This window comes from Micromonospora endophytica, from assembly GCF_003236305.1.
Taxonomy (GTDB): domain Bacteria; phylum Actinomycetota; class Actinomycetes; order Mycobacteriales; family Micromonosporaceae; genus Micromonospora; species Micromonospora endophytica.
Genome location: NZ_POTX01000135.1, coordinates 1 through 16,127 on the forward strand (window position 1 = coordinate 1; position 16,127 = coordinate 16,127).

Below are 16,127 nucleotides of genomic sequence, written 5' to 3' on the forward strand. Positions count from 1 at the left end.
GGTTAGCGGCGGGGGGAGCCGGCGGAGCGGTAGTGGGTCTTGTCCTCGGCGGCGAGGCTGAAAGTCTCGTTGCGCTCGGGGAGGGGGACCACGACCAGGCCGGGACGGTCCACCAGGCGGGTCGTGTTCGGCGGCACCGACAGCGTGGTGTCCTTGGTGGAGCGCCAGGTCAGCACGACCAACGGCTGCTCCGGCACCGGAAGCTCGTAGACCTGCAACGCGTTCGTCCGGTCGGCGGGGGAGAGGACCACCGCGCCGCCGCCGGCCGGCCGGTAGACCACGGCGCTCATCGTGCCGTCGGCGGTCTCCCAGGTCAGCTGCTCCAGCTCGGCCGGCGCGCCGCCGTCGAGCGCCACCTCGCCGAGGGTACGGATGGCCAGCTTTCCGGTCGGCCAGGACGCCGGCACCAGCTGTGGCACGTTGCGGTCCGCGACCCGTCGCGAGATGCTGCCGAACGGGCCGTCCTCACCCGCCAGTTGGCAGGTGTCCAACCCGGTCAGGGCGCGCTTGCCGGAACCACTCTCGTCGCGTACCAGGGGATAGCGGGGGTTCGCGGTGCCGGCGCCGAGGTCGAGCAGCCGGTCGGCGGTGCGGCCGCGGGGCAGCGACTCGGTGGTCCGCAGCGTGGCGGTCACCGTCACCGCCGTGCACTGCGGCACGTCGACCGGGACGGTGATGCCGTCGGTGCCGGAGAGCGTACGGCCGTCCGGCCCGAGCAGCCGGCGGACCCGTTCGGAGACGAGGTAACGCCGTCCGTCGGCCCCCTGCACCGGAAGCACGTCGGAGTAGACCAGGTAACCCGGATCGGTGTACTCGGTGGCGTGACTGACCGCGTACCGGTCCCCGTCGGTGGAAAGTTGCAGCAGCCAGGAGGCGGCCTGACCGGGCACCGCGGCGGCCACCAGGGCGAGGGGGGCGCCGTCGACCTCGCCGGAGAAGAGGATGCCGGAGGAGGGCACGTGGACCCGGTCGTCCACTGGTGAGCGCCAGTCGCGTACCGCCTCAGTCACGGCGGCCGTCACCGTCGCGTCCTCGATCAGCGAACCGCGTGGCGGCCAGACAGTCAACGAACCGTCCAGGCTGTCGTACCCGACCCGCAGGTCCTGCGGCCGGCGCTCGGCGACCGGACCGCACGCGGTGACGGCGGCCAACAGGACCGCCAGGCCGGTGGCCGGCACGCCGCGCCAGCGGACTCCAGCCACCTGTTACGCCCCCGATCGCCTCGGTCGTCGTGTACGGAGGGCAATAGTACGAGACGATCCTGGGACGCTCCGCGCCGCCTCACGCTGCGTTGTGCCGGTCGTACACCGGCCACAGAGGACACCGCCTTGACTTGGGAGCAATCTCCCTACTCGGGTAGACTCCGCCGACTGTGACGCCTGCTGAGACCCACGCCCCAGCACCGCCCGATGCCGAGGCCACCGTGGGCTCGACGGCTGAACCCTTCACTGTCAGTGAGAGTGTGCGTCACGCGGAGCGTACGCACTCCGAGGCCGCCGCCACGGTCGCGCCCGCGACCGACGCTCCGGTGACCGATGCCCCACCCACCGCAACGCCCGCCACCAGCGGCCCGGAGGGCGAGGTCGTCCCGGCTGCTCCGGCGGTGGCCGGCGAAGACGGCCGGGCGGTGGATGCCGGCCGGCGTACCGACGCCGGGGTGGCCGGGGCGGTGAGCCGGATCGCGGCGCGCTGGCGCCAGTTCCGGTGGACCCGCCGCCGGCTGGACCTGGCCGTTTTCGGCGGCTTCCTGCTCGTCGCGGTCTGGGTGACCAGCCAGATCTGGGTCGACCCGGCCGGTCGGGTCGCCTCGCTCTACAGCAGCGACCCGGCCCAGGTGCAGTTCTTCCTGGCCCACTCGGTCCGGGTGGTGCTGTACGGCGAGTTCCCGTTCTTCACCGAGCAGTTCAACTACCCGGACGGGGTCAACCTGATGGCCAACACGGCCATCCTGGCGCTGGGCATCCCGATGGTGCCGGTGACCCTGCTCTTCGGACCCGCCGTCACCTTCGTGGTGCTTGTCACGCTTGGTCTCGCCGGCACCGCGTCGGCCTGGTACTACGTCTTGTCCCGGCACGTGGTGAGCAACCGGCTCGCCGCCGTGGTGGGTGGCTGGCTCTGCGGGTTCTCCCCGGCGATGCTGTCGCACGCCAGTTGGCACCCGAACATCATCAGCCAGTTCCTGCTGCCGTTCATCGTCTGGCGGGTGATGGTGATCACCCGTACCACCCGGCCGTACCGGGACGGCGCGCTGCTGGCCCTGCTGGTCACCGCGCAGGCGTTCATCAACGAGGAGATCCTGCTCTTCACCGCGATGGGCTGCGGGATCTTCCTGATCGCGATGGTCGTCCAGCGACCCGACCTCTGGTCGACGGCCTGGCGTCCGCTGGGCAAGGCGGTGGCCACCTGCACGGTGATCGCCGGCGCGCTGCTGGCGTACCCGCTCTACATCCAGTTCGCCGGGCCGATGGCGTACCACGGCCTCAGCGACGCGGTGCGGGACTACGGCAACGACATCGCCGCCTACCTCGCCCCCGGCTCGCCGACCATCGGCGGGAACCAGCGGGCGAACGTCAACCTGGCCCCCAACTACTCCGAGGAGAACGCCTTCTTCGGCTGGAGCCTGGCGCTGATCGCGGTCGGGATCGTGCTCTGGCTGCGGCGGGAGGTGCTGGTCCGGGCGCTCGCCGCGACCGCTGCCTTCTACGCCCTGCTCTCCCTCGGTGAGCGCATCACCTGGTGGGACCGGGAACTGGTCGTCGGCCCGTGGGAGTGGTTGGTCCGGCTGCCGCTGCTCGACGCGGTGGTGCCGACCCGGTTCGGCATGATCACCACGGTGGTGGTGGCGATCCTGCTGGCCCTGGCGATCGAGCGCACCAGCACGCTGGCGATGGACCGGCGCACCGTGCGTACGCTGACCGTCGCCGGCCTGGTGCTCGCCCTGCTGCCGATCGCGCCCATGCCGCTGCCGATGACCTCCCGACCACCGGTGCCCAAGTTCATCACCTCCGACCGCTGGCGCGACTACGTCGGGCCGGACCAGACGCTGGTGCCGATCCCGGTGCCGAGCATGGGCAACACGCACGGGATGCGCTGGGCCGCCGCCACCAACCTCGACTTCAAGATCCCCGGCGGCTACTTCCTCGCCCCGCGCAACGCCACCACCGGCGACCCGGGCCGCTTCGGTGGCCGGCCGAGCGGGATGGGGAAGCTGCTGGAGGAGGTCGCCTCGACCGGCCGTACGCCGGAACTCGACGACCGCCAGCGACGCCGCTGCCTGGACGAGTTGCGGCACTGGAAGGCGGCGGTGCTGGTGCTGCCGGTCCGGCAGCAGCACTCCGAGCCGCTGCGGCAGACCGTCGAGCAACTTGTCGGCCCGGCCCGGCTGGAGTTGGACGTCTGGGTGTGGGACGTCCGCTCGCTCACTGACCCGAGGAGCTGAGCGGGCCCGCGCCGTCGGTGTGGCCGGCGAGGAAAGCTTCCGCCTGACGGGCGCCCCGGAAGGACGAGACGGCCAAGCCGGCCAGCAGCACCACGAGGATCGCGGCAAGCAGCAGGAAGGCCGGTGCCCATTGGAGAAGCGCCTGCCCGACCTGGATCAGCGTCAGGCCGCCGAAGGGCAGCAGGAATTTCGGCTGGTCGACCAGTTGCTCCGCGACACCCGGCAGCAGCGGCCGGTCCTCGTCCCTGGGCGCGGCGGTGCCGCGTACCTGTCGGACCAGGTGCCGGCGGCGGGACCAGCTCTCCGCCCACAGTCGTGAGCGGGAGTTGCGTCGGTAGTAGCCGCTGCGCGCCAGCCACCAGAAGCCGCCCACCATCCCGACCAGCCCGGTGAGGCAGACGACGAGGCCGATGACGCCCGCCCAGTCCGGCGGGTCACCGTCCCAGAATCGCGACTCCTCGGCGAAGATGCCGGACGCGGGGAGCAGCACCCCCAGGAGTGCGGCGATCACCGCTGCCCCGACTATCACCGCGACCATCAGCAGCAGAGCGCGGCGACGTCCCCGCCGCACCTGCGGATCCCCGCTTCCGCCGTCGGTCACCAGCTTCACCCCCGTCCACTCCGGACGGTGACTACCCGTAGCGGCGGTGCTGGAAACTGTCGACCGGGAGCATGACCTTCCGCATCTGCCCAGCGCTGGTCTGAAGTTAACAGGGGGCCCCTGCTATGCACGAGGCGTTAGCAGGGGGCCCCTCCTTACACCTATGCCCGGTTGCGGACGTCCCAGAGCCAGACGTCGTCGATCCGCTGCGGTTCGCCGAGCAGGGCGGTCATCAGGTCGCGCAGCACGGCCTCCTTGGGGTGGGCGCCGAGCACCACCACCGAGGCCCGCCAGAAGTTTAGATCCTCCACTGCCTGGCGGCGGTTCTCCTCGGTCAGCTCGGGCAGTTCCCCGGCGTCCATGGTGCGGTAGATGAGGGTGCTGGTGGGTCGGTTCGGTGCGCCGAAGACGCCCTCGCCGTCGAGGTTCGGGCCGATGAAGTAGCCCGCCGGGATCGGGAACTCGTGCTGGGTCAACGCGCTCCAGCGCAGCGTGGAGAGTCCGTGCACGTTGCTGGGGATCGGCACCGGCACCAGCGTCCGGCCGTCCGGCACGTACGGCCGCCAGGCCCCGGAGGTGATGAAGGCAGGCGGCGGATCCACCGGCTCGGCCGGCAGCGGGGTGGGGATGAGCGGCAGCACGGCGAGCGAGATCGCGGCGTAGCCGATCCCGCGCCGCCAGCGCGGCCGCGTCCGGGCGGGTGCCACGGGTTGCTCGGCGGGCGGTGCCGCGACCGCTGGTTCACCGGCGCGCGGGGCCGGCACCGGCGCGCGGCGGTAACCGGCCACCGCGTCCCAGGCCAACGCGAGCAGCACGCCGAGCGCGGCGGTGGTCACCAGGGTCAGCCGGGTCGGCATCATCATCTCGACGAGCGGCAGGTCCGCCGGGATGTACGACCACGGGCCGGCGATCCCGGTCAGTTCGCCGTTGAACCGGATCTCCGGGCCGAGTGAGGCGACCGAGAAGAGCACCACCAGCACGGCGAGGATCCGCGCGACGAGCGAGCGACGCACCAGCAGCGCCAGCGCCACCACGGAGAACAGCACCATCGGCCAGCCGAACCAGGTGTTCTGCTCGGTCAGCCCGATCGTCGCCTCCACCGCCTCGGTGCCGGCGATGGTGTCGCGGGGGAAGGTGACGAAGGCGACGATGTCCTCACCCCAGCTGTGGAACACCCCGCCCTGCAGGCCGCGGTAGGACTGCGGGCCGTTGAACTGGAACCAGATCGGATAGGCGGTGAGCAGCAGGGCCAGCCCCCCACCCACGCCGAGCCCGGCACCGAACGTGCCGGCACGCTGCCACGCCACGCGCGGTCGCATGACGGCGTACGCGATCACGATGACCAGGCAGGCCATCGCGGTGAGCAGCAGCATCTCCTCGTTGATGAAGATCTGGTACGCCACCAGCAGCCCCAGCACCAGCCCGTTGCGCCGCCACCGGCCCGGTTCGGCCAGCCGGAACACCCGCACCACGATCAGCGGCAGCAGGAAGTTGGAGACGAAGTTGGGCTGGCCGTTGGCGTGGTGCACGATGCCGGGGGCGAAGCCGAGGAACGCGCCACCGACGAAGGCGGCGGCGCGGGAGCGCACCAGATGCCGGGAGAGCATCCAGTACGAGGTGCCGGCGGTGGCGGCGAGCGCACCGCCGAGGTAGAGCGCGTACACCACCTGAGGGCCGAGCAGCCAGGTGAGCGGGGCCAGCGGCAGGGTCACCCCGAGCAGCGAGGTGTTGGCCATCATGTTCACCCCGTCGGGCGCGTTCTGCCGCGCGGTGAACAGCGGGTTCTCCAGGTGCAGCACCGAGTACGCGCCGTGCGAGAAAAGCCACTCGAACCAACTGTGGTCGGTGGGCAGATGCGACGAAACGCGATGGTTCACGTCCACCCAGTAGTTGAGGCAGACGAGGACACCGAGCACCACGTAGGCTCCGATGGCCAGCAGATCGGCGCGCGCCGGCCGGCGTCGGGGGCGTCGTGTCGGTGCGTCCGCCTCGACGGTCGCGCAGACGGGGTTCAGCGAGGTATTTACCACCGGCACAGCCACGACGGGCCATCGTACAGGCGGTTGCCGGAAAGTCCGATTCGGTCGGGCGATGCGCGTTTCGGGATGCCCGGGGAAGGACAAGCGTGACGCTGATCGACCTCGGCGAGTTGACCGCGCCGACCGCCGCGGTGACGTCGCCGCCGCAGCGCCGACGTCCGGCCGGAAACCGGTGGTTGCCGGTCGCGCTGGTGGCGCTGGCCGCTCTGCTCACCCTGGCCGGTGCCGCGGCACCGGCCGCCCGGGTGCACGCGACCGTCCCCGCCGGCCTGGGTTCCTACCTGCTCCTGGCGGAAGACCAGATCTTCGCGGTCACCGCACTGCCGGCGGTGACCGACGGCAGCCAGGAACTCACGGCCTACCGTCGGCCGGAGCGGGACACCGTCGCGCCGCAGCGACTCAGCCCGCTGTGGCGGCTGCCGGTGCCGGCCGCCAGCGAGGTCGTGTCGGTGACGCCGGTCGCCGACGACGCGGTGCTCGTCTCCCTGTTCCAGCGGCAGGCTCGGGCCGGCTCGGAAGCCAGCCAGACGATGCTGGTCGACACCCGTACCGGGCAGCAGCGCTGGCGGGCACCGGGCCTGGCCACCCTCGACGCCTCCGGGCGCGCGCTGCTGCGTACCTGGCCGGTGGACGAGCCGCTGGAGTTGCGGATGGTCGAGGTGACAAGCGGCCGCGAGCTGTGGTCGAGATCGATGCCGGCGAGCTGGATCGACCACCATCTGAGTGACGGCGTGATCGACGCCGTGGTGGTCTCCACGCCCGCAAGTGACATCGAGATCCTGGACGCGCAGACCGGGCAGCTCCGGCACCGCCTGCCCGCCCCCGACGACCTGGCCGGCTACCAGCAGACGACGGTGATCGACGACCTGCTGCTGGTGGTTCGCAACTCACGCACCGTCACCGCGTACGACCTGGACCGGTTCACCAGGCGGTGGGAGTCCGTGGTGCCGTTGGCCGACTACGTCGACAGGTGCGGCGTCCTGCTCTGTGCCCGGATCAACAGGGGTGGTGGGCAGCTCCTCGATCCGGAGACCGGCGCGGTGCGGTGGAGCAGCCCGGAGGACGTGGAGGTCCTGCTGGCCGGTGACAACCGTCTGCTGGCGGTCGACACCACCCGTCGGGACAGCCAGCAGGTCGTCGTCGTCGACCCGGCGACGGGGCAGAGGTCGACCGACTACGGCACCTGGAACCTGGTCTCCCACTACGAGTACGAAAAACTACTGCTCGCGGTGCGGCAGCGCCCCGAAGGCGGTCTGGTGCTGGCCCGGCTCGATCCGGCCGAGTCGCGACCGCAGGTCGTCGACGTGCTGCTCGGCGCGGCCGGCGACTGCCAGCACCGGTCCGGACTGGTCGCCTGCCGGCGTCAGGACGGCGACATCGGGGTGTGGCAGCTACCCGACTGACCGGGCACCCGCAGTGGGTCCGGTGGTGGCCCGCCTCGAACCGGCGCTTGGCCACCGGCGCTAAGTTGTCGGTGGTCGGGGCGGAAGGGACGGGACATGCGGGTACTTGTGGTCGAGGACGAGCGCAACCTCGCCGACGCGATCGCGCGTGGCCTGCGTAAGCGGGGGATGGCGGTGGACGTCGCGTACGACGGCGACAGCGGCCACGAGATGGCTTTCGTCACCCGCTACGACGTGGTGGTGCTCGACCGGGACCTGCCCGGGATGCACGGCGACCAGATCTGCGCCGAGATCGCCGCGTCCGGTGCGCTGACCCGGGTGCTGATGCTCACCGCCAGCGGTACGGTCGCTGACCGGGTCGAGGGGTTGCAGCTCGGCGCCGACGATTACCTGCCCAAGCCGTTCGCCTTCGACGAACTGGTCGCCCGGGTGCAGGCGTTGGGCCGGCGGGCCACCCCGGCGGCGCCGCCGGTGCTGGAACTGGCCGATCTGGTGGTCGACCCGGCGCGCCGGACCGCCACCCGGGGCGGGGCGACGGTGGAGCTGACGAACAAGGAGTTCGGCGTGCTCTGCGAGCTGCTCAAGGCGCGCGGCGCGGTGGTGTCCAGCGAGGAACTGCTGGAGCGGGTCTGGGACGCGAACACCGATCCGTTCACCACCATCGTCCGGGTCACCGTGATGACCCTGCGCCGTAAGCTCGGCGACCCGCCGCTCATCGAGACAGTGGTGGGGGCGGGCTACCGCACCGCCGAGGTGCCGGCGTGACGCCCGAGCCAGGCCGTCGGCTGCGTCCGCGCCTGCCGAAACTGCCCGGCCTGCGACCGCGGCCGGGTGCCCGGCCCGGCGTACGGCTGCGGCCGACGTTGCGGCTGCGGCTGACCCTGCTCAACGGTGTCCTGCTGGTCGGCGCGGGCGCGATCCTGGTGCTGCTGGCCTGGTTGTTGGTCCGGGACGCGTTGCGCCCCACCGACGAGTTGCTGCCCGGCACGACTGTGGTGCTGGCCGACGGGACCTCGCTGGACGCGGCCACCTGGCAGCAGCGGATGGTCGACTCGGCCTCCGGGGAGCTGCTGGCCAAGGGGCTGGCCGCGCTGCTGGCGATAGGCGTCGTCGGTGTGCTCGGCGCGTACGCGGTGGCCGGCCGGGCGCTGCGCCCCCTGCACCAGGTCACCGCCACCGCGCGCCGGCTCGGCGAGACCACGCTGGATCAGCGCATCAGCTACACCGGGGCGGACGACGAGGTGGCCGAGCTGGCGGACACCTTCGACGCGATGCTGGACCGGATCGCCGCCGCGTTCGAGGCGCAGAAGCGGTTCGTCGCCAACGCCTCACACGAGCTGCGTACGCCGCTGGCGGTGATGCGTACCGAGATCGACGTGACACTCAGCGACGACGACGCGGACGCGGCCGAGTACCGCCGGATGGCGACAGTGGTGCGCGACGCCTCCGAGCGGGCCAACGGGCTGGTGGACGCGCTGCTGGTGCTGGCGCGCAGCGAGGCGCAGAAGGGGCGGCAGCTCGGCCGGCGTACCGAATGTGACCTGGCTGCCGGCACCGCCAACGCGCTGTCGGCGGTCCGTCGGGAGATGGAGCGGATCAAGCTGGATGTGCGGACCTCGCTGGAGCCGGCGCCGGTGGTCGGCGACCCCGGGCTACTGGACCGGCTGGCCGGCAACCTGATCGAGAACGCGGTCCGCTACAACCACCTGCACGGCCGGCTCCGGGTGGACACCGGCTCGGACGGGCGACGCTCCTGGCTGGTGGTGAGCAACACCGGCTTCGAGGTGGACCCGGCCGACGTGCCGGGACTGTTCGAGCCGTTCCGGCGCGGCGGCCGGGAACGCACCGGGGCGCGCGGGTCAGGGCTGGGCCTGTCCATCGTCCGGGCGGTGTGTGACGCGCACGGCGGCACGGTGACCGCGATAGCCCAGCCCAGCGGTGGTCTGGTGGTGACGGTGAACCTGCCGGCGGCGGACACCGCGCCGACGGTGCAGAGCGGCTAGGAGTTCTCTCATGCGGATCGCGAGTGTGAACGCCTGGGGCGGCATGCTCTTCGACGAGCTCGTCGAGTGGCTGCCCGGCAACGGGGCAGATCTGCTCTGCCTTCAGGAGGTGACCCGGACCGCGGGCCTGGCCGGGTGGACCCGCTTCGAGGACGGCGAACGCAAGCTGCCGCAGCGGGCGAACCTCTTCGACGACGTCCGCGCCACGCTGCCGCGGCATCAGGCGTTCTTCCTCGCCAGCGACTCCGGGCCGGTGCACGACGACACGGGCGGCCGGCACCGGCAGGACTTCGGCCTGGCCACATTCGTCGCCGAGCAGCTACCGGTGGTCGGCGTCGACTCCGCCTTCGTGCACGGCGAGTTCGCCGACCACGACGAGTGGCGGGAGCCGGTCCGGCCGCGCGTCGCCCTCGCCGTACGCACCGTCGACCGGGTCAGCGGCCGGTCGGTGTGGGTGGTGCAGGTGCACGGTCTGCGTGACCCGGCCGGCAAGGCCGACAGCCCGGCCCGGCGGAGCCAGGCCGAGCGGTTGGCGCAGCTCGTCCGCCGGATCCGCGGCCCCCGGGACCTGGTGGTGGTCTGCGGGGACTTCAACCTGCTGCCCGACAGCGAGACGTTCGACGTGCTCGGCGAGGTCGGGCTGACCGACCTGGTCGGCGCGGCCGACACCCGCACGTCGCGCTATGCCAAGCCGGTCCGGCACGCGAGCTACCTGCTCGTCTCCGATGTCGCCGCGGTCGAACGGTTCAAGATCATGACCGAACCGGAGGTCTCCGACCACCGGGCCCTGATCCTCGACATCTGACGAGGCGGCCTCGTCCGTTGGCGGTCCAGCCGCGACGCGTCGTCACCTGTTCGACAGCGGTATCCAGCGGTCGCCGAGCACCTCGTGCAGCGCCAGCGACACCAGGCTGAGCAGGATCGCCGCGACGGCGCCGATGGCGAACCCGAGCAGGCCCCGGTCGCGCTCCCGGGGGCCGCCGGACGTGGTGGCCGTAGCGGCGGCAGTGCCCGACCAGGGGTGCTCGCGGGCCAGCCAGAACAGCAGCCCGAGCCCGTACGGCACGCCGCTGACCAGCCAGAACCAGAACCAGCGGGTACCCAGCACCGGTGCCGGCCCGGCCACCACGACACCGAGGAAGACCACGGTGAACACGAGACCGGCGGCGGTGAGGACGGTTGAGTACGGACGGATCTCCCCGTACCGGTCCTCCAGGCCGGCGGAGCGGATCTCCTGCGCGACACCTACCGCGCCGGGTCCGGAGTAGTCGCTCTTTTCGACAGTGCCGGTGACCTCGACCTGGTCGAAGCGGGTGGTGTCGGTCCACCACACCCGCCCGTCGGGCGTGCGCCACTGGAACAGCGGCCCGAGGGTGCCGGCGGATGCCATGGTCGGGTTGGGGAACCAGGCCGGCCGGACGTCGACGTCCCAGTGGTAGCCCCACTCGTACGCCGTCACCCGGCCGGCCGCAAGATCCGCCCGCGCCTGCTCGTAGCTCTGCTCGCGCGGAGCCGTCCACCAGGCGACCGACGCGGTGACCAGCCACAGCCCGACCACTGCGAGCCGCAGCACCCGCCACCACGGTCGGGCCCGTCCCGACGCCTCGTCATTCACGACCACATGGTCGCCGGACGGGTCCAGTCTCGCCGCTGTGGCTCAGTCCCGCCGGTGGCGGGTCGAGTCCGCTCAGTCCCGCTTCTCGATCTGACCGCGGATGGTGACGAACTCGGCCTCGGCATCGGCGCGGGAGGAGAAGTACATCACGAACATGCCGACGCTGCCGCGGTCCGCCCAGACACAGATGCCCAGCGGCACCTCTTCCGTCTGGCCGTCACCGCAGCTTGCCTCGCCACCGAGCGGACCCGGCTCGACCGCTGCCATGTTGCTGACCACGATTTCCTTGGCGAGGCCCTGGATCGCCTCGTCCAGTTCCGCCTTCGGGTCGGCGATCATGCCGGAGACACCGGCGACCATGATGAGTTCCTGCGCGGCGCGGTCGCCGTAGAAGGCACCCACCGCGCTCGTCTCGTTCTCGACCTCGGCCTGGATCCCCTGGACGATCTCGTCCGAGGCGCGCTGCAACTCCGGATCGGTGATCTTCGGGCGGCCGGCGAGCGTGTCCGGGGCGACCACCCGGGTCCGGCTCGCATCCACCGCCTCGCCGACCGTGTCCTTGACCGCGAACCAGATGGCCGTGGCGCCGCCCACGCAGAGCACCAGCAGCACCGCGAGCACAATCAGCACGATCTTGCCGACGTTCGACTTCTTCGGCGGCGGCGCGAAGGCGGGCGCCTGGTGCGGGTCGTACGGCTGGCCCGGCGGCGGGAAACCCCCGGGTGGTGGTGGGAAGCCTCCGGTGGGCGGCGTGACGCCGGCCGGCGGCGGGAAACCCCCGGGTGGTGGTGGCGGGAAGCCCCCGGGCGGTGGCGGGAAGCCGCCGTGGCCGGGGCCCGGCTGGCCGGGCATGGGCCCGGCTGGCGGGTACGGCCCGGGCCCGGCCGGCGGCTGCGTCGGGTTACCCGGCGGCGGGTAGCCGGTTCCGGGCGGGTACGGCCCGTCGTGCGGTGGTGTCTGGTGATCGTCCGGGTGAGACATTCGATCAGCTCCTGGTCTCGGCGGAGCGGCGATCGTAACCAGGTACGGCCCGTCGCGCTGTCCGGTGCCCACACCCCGGGTTGCCCTCGGTGCCCGAGCGATGCGAGGATCCCTGGGTCAGCCCGATCTTGGAGGGGGGTGCGTCGATGTTCACTGTGATGCTGTCCGCGCCCCGCCTCGCCGGCTGACCGCTCACCCTCGCGGGGCACCTTCAGCAGGTAACCCATCCCATGGCGAAGACCACGAGGGACGACAATGAGCGCACGGATCCACAACATCGGTATCGACTGTCACGACACGTACGCCCTGGCCGGCTTCTGGGCCGAGGTGTTCGAGTGCCCCCGCCAGCCGGACGACTTCCCGGGTGACCCGGAGGCCATGCTGCTGCCGCCGGGCGGGCCGGAGGTGCTCTTCCTGGCGGTGCCCGAGGGCAAGACGGTGAAGAACCGCCTGCACCTCGACCTGGAGCCCACCGACCGGACCCGGGACGAGGAGGTGCGGCGACTGCTCGGTCTCGGTGCCCGGCACGTCGCCGATCACATCCGACCGGACGGTGCCGGCTGGGTGGTGCTCGCTGACCCGGAGGGCAACGAGTTCTGCGTGCTGCGCAGCGCCGCCGAGAAGGCGACAGCCGCAGCGAAGGCGGCGGCTGCGGAGCCGGCGGCGGCCGGGGCGGAGCCGGCGTGACGTGCCGGGGGCCCAGCCGCGTCCGCGACTGGGCCCCCGGGCCGTGACTGCCGGATCTCAGCTGGCCAGGCTGGCCACTCCCCGGGGGAGGAAGCGCTGGCCGGTGACCCGCTCGCTGGCGCCGGTCCGATCCAGGTACGGCGTGACGCCGCCCAGGTGGAACGGCCACCCGGCACCGAGGATCATGCACAGGTCGATGTCCTGCGCCTCGGCCACCACACCCTCGTCGAGCATCAGCCGGATCTCCTGCGCCAGCGCGTTCAGCGCGTTGGCGCGTACCTGCTCCTCGGTGAGCGGCTGGTCGCCGACCACCAGCAGCTTCGCCACCTCGGCGTTGATCTCGTCGTCGACCACGATGGGCTGGCCGGACTCGGCGATCCGCTTGAGGTTCTCGCTCACCTCGAACCGCTCCGGGAAGGCGGCGTGCAGGGTGCCACCCACGTGGTACGCCACGGCTGGGCCGACCAGCTGAAGCAGTGCCAGCGGTCGCATCGGCAGACCCAGCGGGTCCAGCGCCCGGTCCGCGACCTCCAGCGGAGTGCCGGCGTCCACGGCGGCGAAGACGGTGCCGAGGAACCGGGTCAGCAGCCGGTTCACCACGAACGCGGGCGCATCGGAGACCAGCACGCTCGACTTCTTCAGCTGCTTGCCGACGGCGAACGCGGTGGCCAGGGTCGCGTCGTCGGTACGCTCGCCCCGGACGATCTCCAGCAACGGCAGCACCGCGACCGGGTTGAAGAAGTGGAAACCGACCACCCGCTCCGGGTGCGCCAGCTCCGCCGCCATCTCGGTGATCGACAGCGACGAGGTGTTGGTGGCGAGCACCGCCTCCGGCTTGACGATCTTCTCCAGCTCGGCCCAGACCTGCTTCTTGACCTTCAGGTCCTCGAAGACCGCCTCGATGACGAAGTCGGCATCCGCGAAGGCGCTCTTGTCGACCGAGCCGCTGACCAGGCCGTACAGCTTGGCGGCGGTGCCCTTGTCCATCCGGCCCCTGCTCACCTGCTTCTCGATCTGGGTGTGCACGTAGGCCACACCCTTGTCGACCCGGGTCTGGTCCAGGTCGGTGAGCACCACCGGCACCTGGAGGCGGCGGGCGAAGAGCAGCGCGAGCTGGCTGGCCATCAGACCGGCACCGACGATGCCGACCTTGGTGACCGGGCGAGCCAGGCCCTTGTCCGGCGCGCCGGCCGGCCGCTTGGCCCGCCGCTGCACCAGGTCGAAGGCGTACAGGCCGCTGCGCAGTTCCTCGGAGAAGATCAGGTCGGCCAGGGCCTCGTCCTCGGCGGCGGTGCCGGTGGCGAAGTCGGCGTCCTTCGCCGTCTCCAGCAGGTCCAGCGCCCGGTACGCGGCCGGAACCGCGCCGTGCAGCCGCGCATCGAGGGTCTGCCGGGCGAAGTAGAGCACACCCGCCCACATGTCCTTGTCGACCTCGGGCCGGGTCACAGTGACCTCGCCGCGCACCACCCCGGCGGCCCACTCCAGGGACCGCTCCAGGAAGTCGGCCGGCTCCAGCAACACGTCGGCGATGCCCAGCTCGGCGGCCTGCTTCGGCTTGAGCATCTTGTTCTGCATCAGCGGGTTCTGAATGATCACCTGGGTGGCGGCCGGGATGCCGATCAGGTTCGGCAGCAGCTGGGTGCCGCCCCAACCCGGAATCAGGCCGAGGGAGACCTCCGGCAGCGCCAGCGCCGCCGCGCCGCCCGACAGGGTCCGGTAGTGGCAGTGCAGGGCCAGTTCCAGGCCGCCGCCCATCGCCGCGCCGTTGACGAAGGCGAAGGTCGGTACGTCGCTCTCCTTGAGCCGGGCGAACACCCGGTGCCCAAGGCGGGCGATCTCCACCGCCTGCTCACGGTTGGCCAGCAGCGGCAGGCTGGTGATGTCCGCGCCGACACAGAAGATGTACGGCTTGCCGGTGACCGCGATGAACGCCGGGTCCGCCGCCAGCGCGGCGCTGATGGCCTCGTCCAGGCTGGTCAGACCCGCCGGACCGAAGGTGTTCGGCTTGGTGTGGTCGAATCCGTTGTCCAGGGTGATCAGGGCGGCCGGGCGGTCCAGCCCCGGCACGTTCACCTGCCGCAGCAGCGCCCTGGTCACCACCTCGTTCGGTGCCGCGAGGCTCATTTGTTGCCCTCCCAGTTCGGGTTCTCCCAGATGACCGTGCCGCCCATGCCGATGCCGATGCACATGGCGGTGAGGCCGTAACGGACCTCGGGGTGCTCGGCGAACTGCCGGGCGAGCTGGGTCATCAGCCGTACGCCGGAGGAGGCGAGCGGGTGACCGATGGCGATCGCGCCACCCCACGGGTTGACCCGCGGGTCGTCGTCGGCGATGCCGAAGTGGTCGAGGAAGGCGAGCACCTGCACGGCGAACGCCTCGTTCAGTTCGAACAGACCGATGTCGTCGATGGTCAGGCCGGCGATGCGCAGCGCCTTCTCGGTCGACGGGATCGGGCCGACCCCCATCACCTCGGGCTCGACCCCGACGAAGCCGTACGACACCAGCCGCATGGCGATCGGCAGGCCCAGCTCGCGGGCGACGTCCTCGGCGACCAGCAGGCTGGCGGTGGCGCCGTCGTTCAGGCCGGCGGCGTTGCCCGCGGTGACCTTGCCGTGCGGGCGGAACGGGGTCTTCAGGCTGGCGAGCTTCTCCAGCGAGGTGTCCCGGGGGGCCTCGTCGACCGTGGCCAGACCCCAGCCGGTCTCCGGGTCGCGGATCGCCACCGGCACCAGGTCGTCCTGCAGCTTGCCGTTCGCGTACGCCTTCGCGGTCTTCTGCTGCGACGCGAGAGCGAACGCGTCGGTGCGCTGCTTGGTGATGTGCGGGACCCGGTCGTGCAGGTTCTCCGCGGTGGCGCCCATGACCAGCGCGGACGGGTCGACGAGCTGCTCCGCGATGATGCGCGGGTTGGGGTCGACGCCCTCGCCCATCGGGTGGCGGCCCATGTGCTCGACCCCACCGGCGATCGCGACGTCGTACGCGCCCACGGCGATGCCGCTGGCTACGGTGGTGACGGCGGTCATCGCACCGGCGCACATCCGGTCGATGGCGAAGCCGGGGACGGTCTTCGGCAGGCCGGCCAGCAGGGCCGCCGTGCGGCCGATGGTCAGGCCCTGGTCACCGATCTGGGTGGTGGCGGCGATGGCGACCTCCTCGACCCGCTCCGGCGGCAGCTGCGGATTGCGCCGCAGCAGCTCGCGAATGCAGCGGATCACCAGGTCGTCGGCGCGGGTGTTGGCGTACATGCCGCCCGCCTTGCCGAACGGGGTACGGACGCCGTCGACGAAGACGACATCTCGAACTTCACGGGGCACTGGAAGCCTCCTAGCCGGCGCTGGCACTGTCTGTTATACACATCT

General features: G+C 71.6%; 13 protein-coding genes. 6 read left to right on the plus strand and 7 right to left on the minus strand.

The window, feature by feature from the left end:
- Positions 1–2: 2 nt before the first annotated feature.
- Positions 3–1,202, minus strand: a complete 1,200-nt coding sequence (locus C1I93_RS18985; protein WP_181445234.1) for a hypothetical protein — start codon at positions 1,200–1,202, stop codon at positions 3–5.
- Positions 1,203–1,657: 455 nt separating this feature from the next.
- Here C1I93_RS18985 and C1I93_RS18990 point away from each other — a divergent pair, with 455 nt between their 5' ends.
- Complete coding sequence (locus C1I93_RS18990) at positions 1,658–3,439, plus strand: DUF6311 domain-containing protein (RefSeq protein ID WP_420811807.1); 1,782 nt, start codon at positions 1,658–1,660, stop codon at positions 3,437–3,439.
- Here C1I93_RS18990 and C1I93_RS18995 read toward each other — a convergent pair.
- Positions 3,420–4,040: a hypothetical protein gene (locus C1I93_RS18995; protein ID WP_146603529.1), complete on the minus strand. Its 621-nt coding sequence runs from the start codon at positions 4,038–4,040 to the stop codon at positions 3,420–3,422. The two genes, C1I93_RS18990 and C1I93_RS18995, sit on opposite strands and share 20 nt — an antisense overlap.
- Positions 4,041–4,201: 161 nt before the next feature.
- Positions 4,202–6,082: a DUF6311 domain-containing protein gene (locus tag C1I93_RS19000; RefSeq protein ID WP_111244643.1), complete on the minus strand. Its 1,881-nt coding sequence runs from the start codon at positions 6,080–6,082 to the stop codon at positions 4,202–4,204.
- A gap of 83 nt (positions 6,083–6,165) precedes the next feature.
- Here C1I93_RS19000 and C1I93_RS19005 point away from each other — a divergent pair, with 83 nt between their 5' ends.
- The 4 genes from C1I93_RS19005 (at position 6,166) to C1I93_RS19020 (ending at position 10,290) form a co-directional block, all read left to right on the plus strand.
- A complete protein-coding gene (locus tag C1I93_RS19005) occupies positions 6,166–7,482 on the plus strand; it encodes an outer membrane protein assembly factor BamB family protein (protein ID WP_181445235.1) in 1,317 nt (438 codons plus the stop codon).
- A gap of 96 nt (positions 7,483–7,578) precedes the next feature.
- Complete coding sequence (locus tag C1I93_RS19010; protein WP_111244644.1) at positions 7,579–8,247, plus strand: response regulator transcription factor; 669 nt, start codon at positions 7,579–7,581, stop codon at positions 8,245–8,247.
- 50 nt (positions 8,248–8,297) lie between these two features.
- On the plus strand, positions 8,298–9,485 hold the full coding sequence (locus C1I93_RS19015; RefSeq protein WP_111244655.1) for a sensor histidine kinase: 1,188 nt from the start codon (positions 8,298–8,300) through the stop codon (positions 9,483–9,485).
- Positions 9,486–9,495: 10 nt separating this feature from the next.
- Positions 9,496–10,290 carry an endonuclease/exonuclease/phosphatase family protein gene (locus C1I93_RS19020; protein WP_111244645.1) on the plus strand — a complete coding sequence of 265 codons (795 nt, stop codon included), beginning with the start codon at positions 9,496–9,498 and terminating at the stop codon, positions 10,288–10,290.
- A gap of 42 nt (positions 10,291–10,332) precedes the next feature.
- Here C1I93_RS19020 and C1I93_RS19025 read toward each other — a convergent pair whose 3' ends face one another.
- Positions 10,333–11,100: a hypothetical protein gene (locus C1I93_RS19025; protein WP_223256764.1), complete on the minus strand. Its 768-nt coding sequence runs from the start codon at positions 11,098–11,100 to the stop codon at positions 10,333–10,335.
- Between the two features lie 72 nt (positions 11,101–11,172).
- Positions 11,173–12,081, minus strand: coding sequence for a hypothetical protein (locus tag C1I93_RS31680; protein WP_181445236.1), 909 nt, complete (start codon positions 12,079–12,081; stop codon positions 11,173–11,175).
- A gap of 255 nt (positions 12,082–12,336) precedes the next feature.
- Here C1I93_RS31680 and C1I93_RS19040 point away from each other — a divergent pair, with 255 nt between their 5' ends.
- Entirely contained in the window at positions 12,337–12,768 is a 432-nt protein-coding gene (locus C1I93_RS19040; RefSeq protein WP_111244649.1) for a VOC family protein, read from the plus strand.
- A 57-nt stretch (positions 12,769–12,825) separates the two neighbouring features.
- Here the strand turns inward: C1I93_RS19040 and C1I93_RS19045 are convergent, their stop codons facing one another.
- Both C1I93_RS19045 and C1I93_RS19050 read right to left on the minus strand, forming a co-directional pair.
- The gene (locus C1I93_RS19045) at positions 12,826–14,892 is read right to left on the minus strand and encodes a 3-hydroxyacyl-CoA dehydrogenase NAD-binding domain-containing protein (RefSeq protein WP_111244650.1); all 2,067 of its coding nucleotides are present in this window, start codon (positions 14,890–14,892) and stop codon (positions 12,826–12,828) included.
- The gene (locus C1I93_RS19050; protein ID WP_111244651.1) at positions 14,889–16,082 is read right to left on the minus strand and encodes a thiolase family protein; all 1,194 of its coding nucleotides are present in this window, start codon (positions 16,080–16,082) and stop codon (positions 14,889–14,891) included. Before C1I93_RS19050 ends, C1I93_RS19045 begins: the two co-directional genes overlap by 4 nt.
- Positions 16,083–16,127: the final 45 nt, after the last annotated feature.

Excerpts from the sequence above, each read along its gene's own strand:
- C1I93_RS19010 (WP_111244644.1), top strand. The coding sequence starts at position 7,579 with ATGCGGGTACTTGTGGTCGAGGACGAGCGCAACCTCGCCGACGCGATC.
- C1I93_RS19020 (WP_111244645.1), top strand. The coding sequence starts at position 9,496 with ATGCGGATCGCGAGTGTGAACGCCTGGGGCGGCATGCTCTTCGACGAG.
- C1I93_RS31680 (WP_181445236.1), bottom strand. The coding sequence starts at position 12,081 with ATGTCTCACCCGGACGATCACCAGACACCACCGCACGACGGGCCGTAC.
- C1I93_RS19040 (WP_111244649.1), top strand. The coding sequence starts at position 12,337 with ATGAGCGCACGGATCCACAACATCGGTATCGACTGTCACGACACGTAC.
- C1I93_RS19045 (WP_111244650.1), bottom strand. The coding sequence starts at position 14,892 with ATGAGCCTCGCGGCACCGAACGAGGTGGTGACCAGGGCGCTGCTGCGG.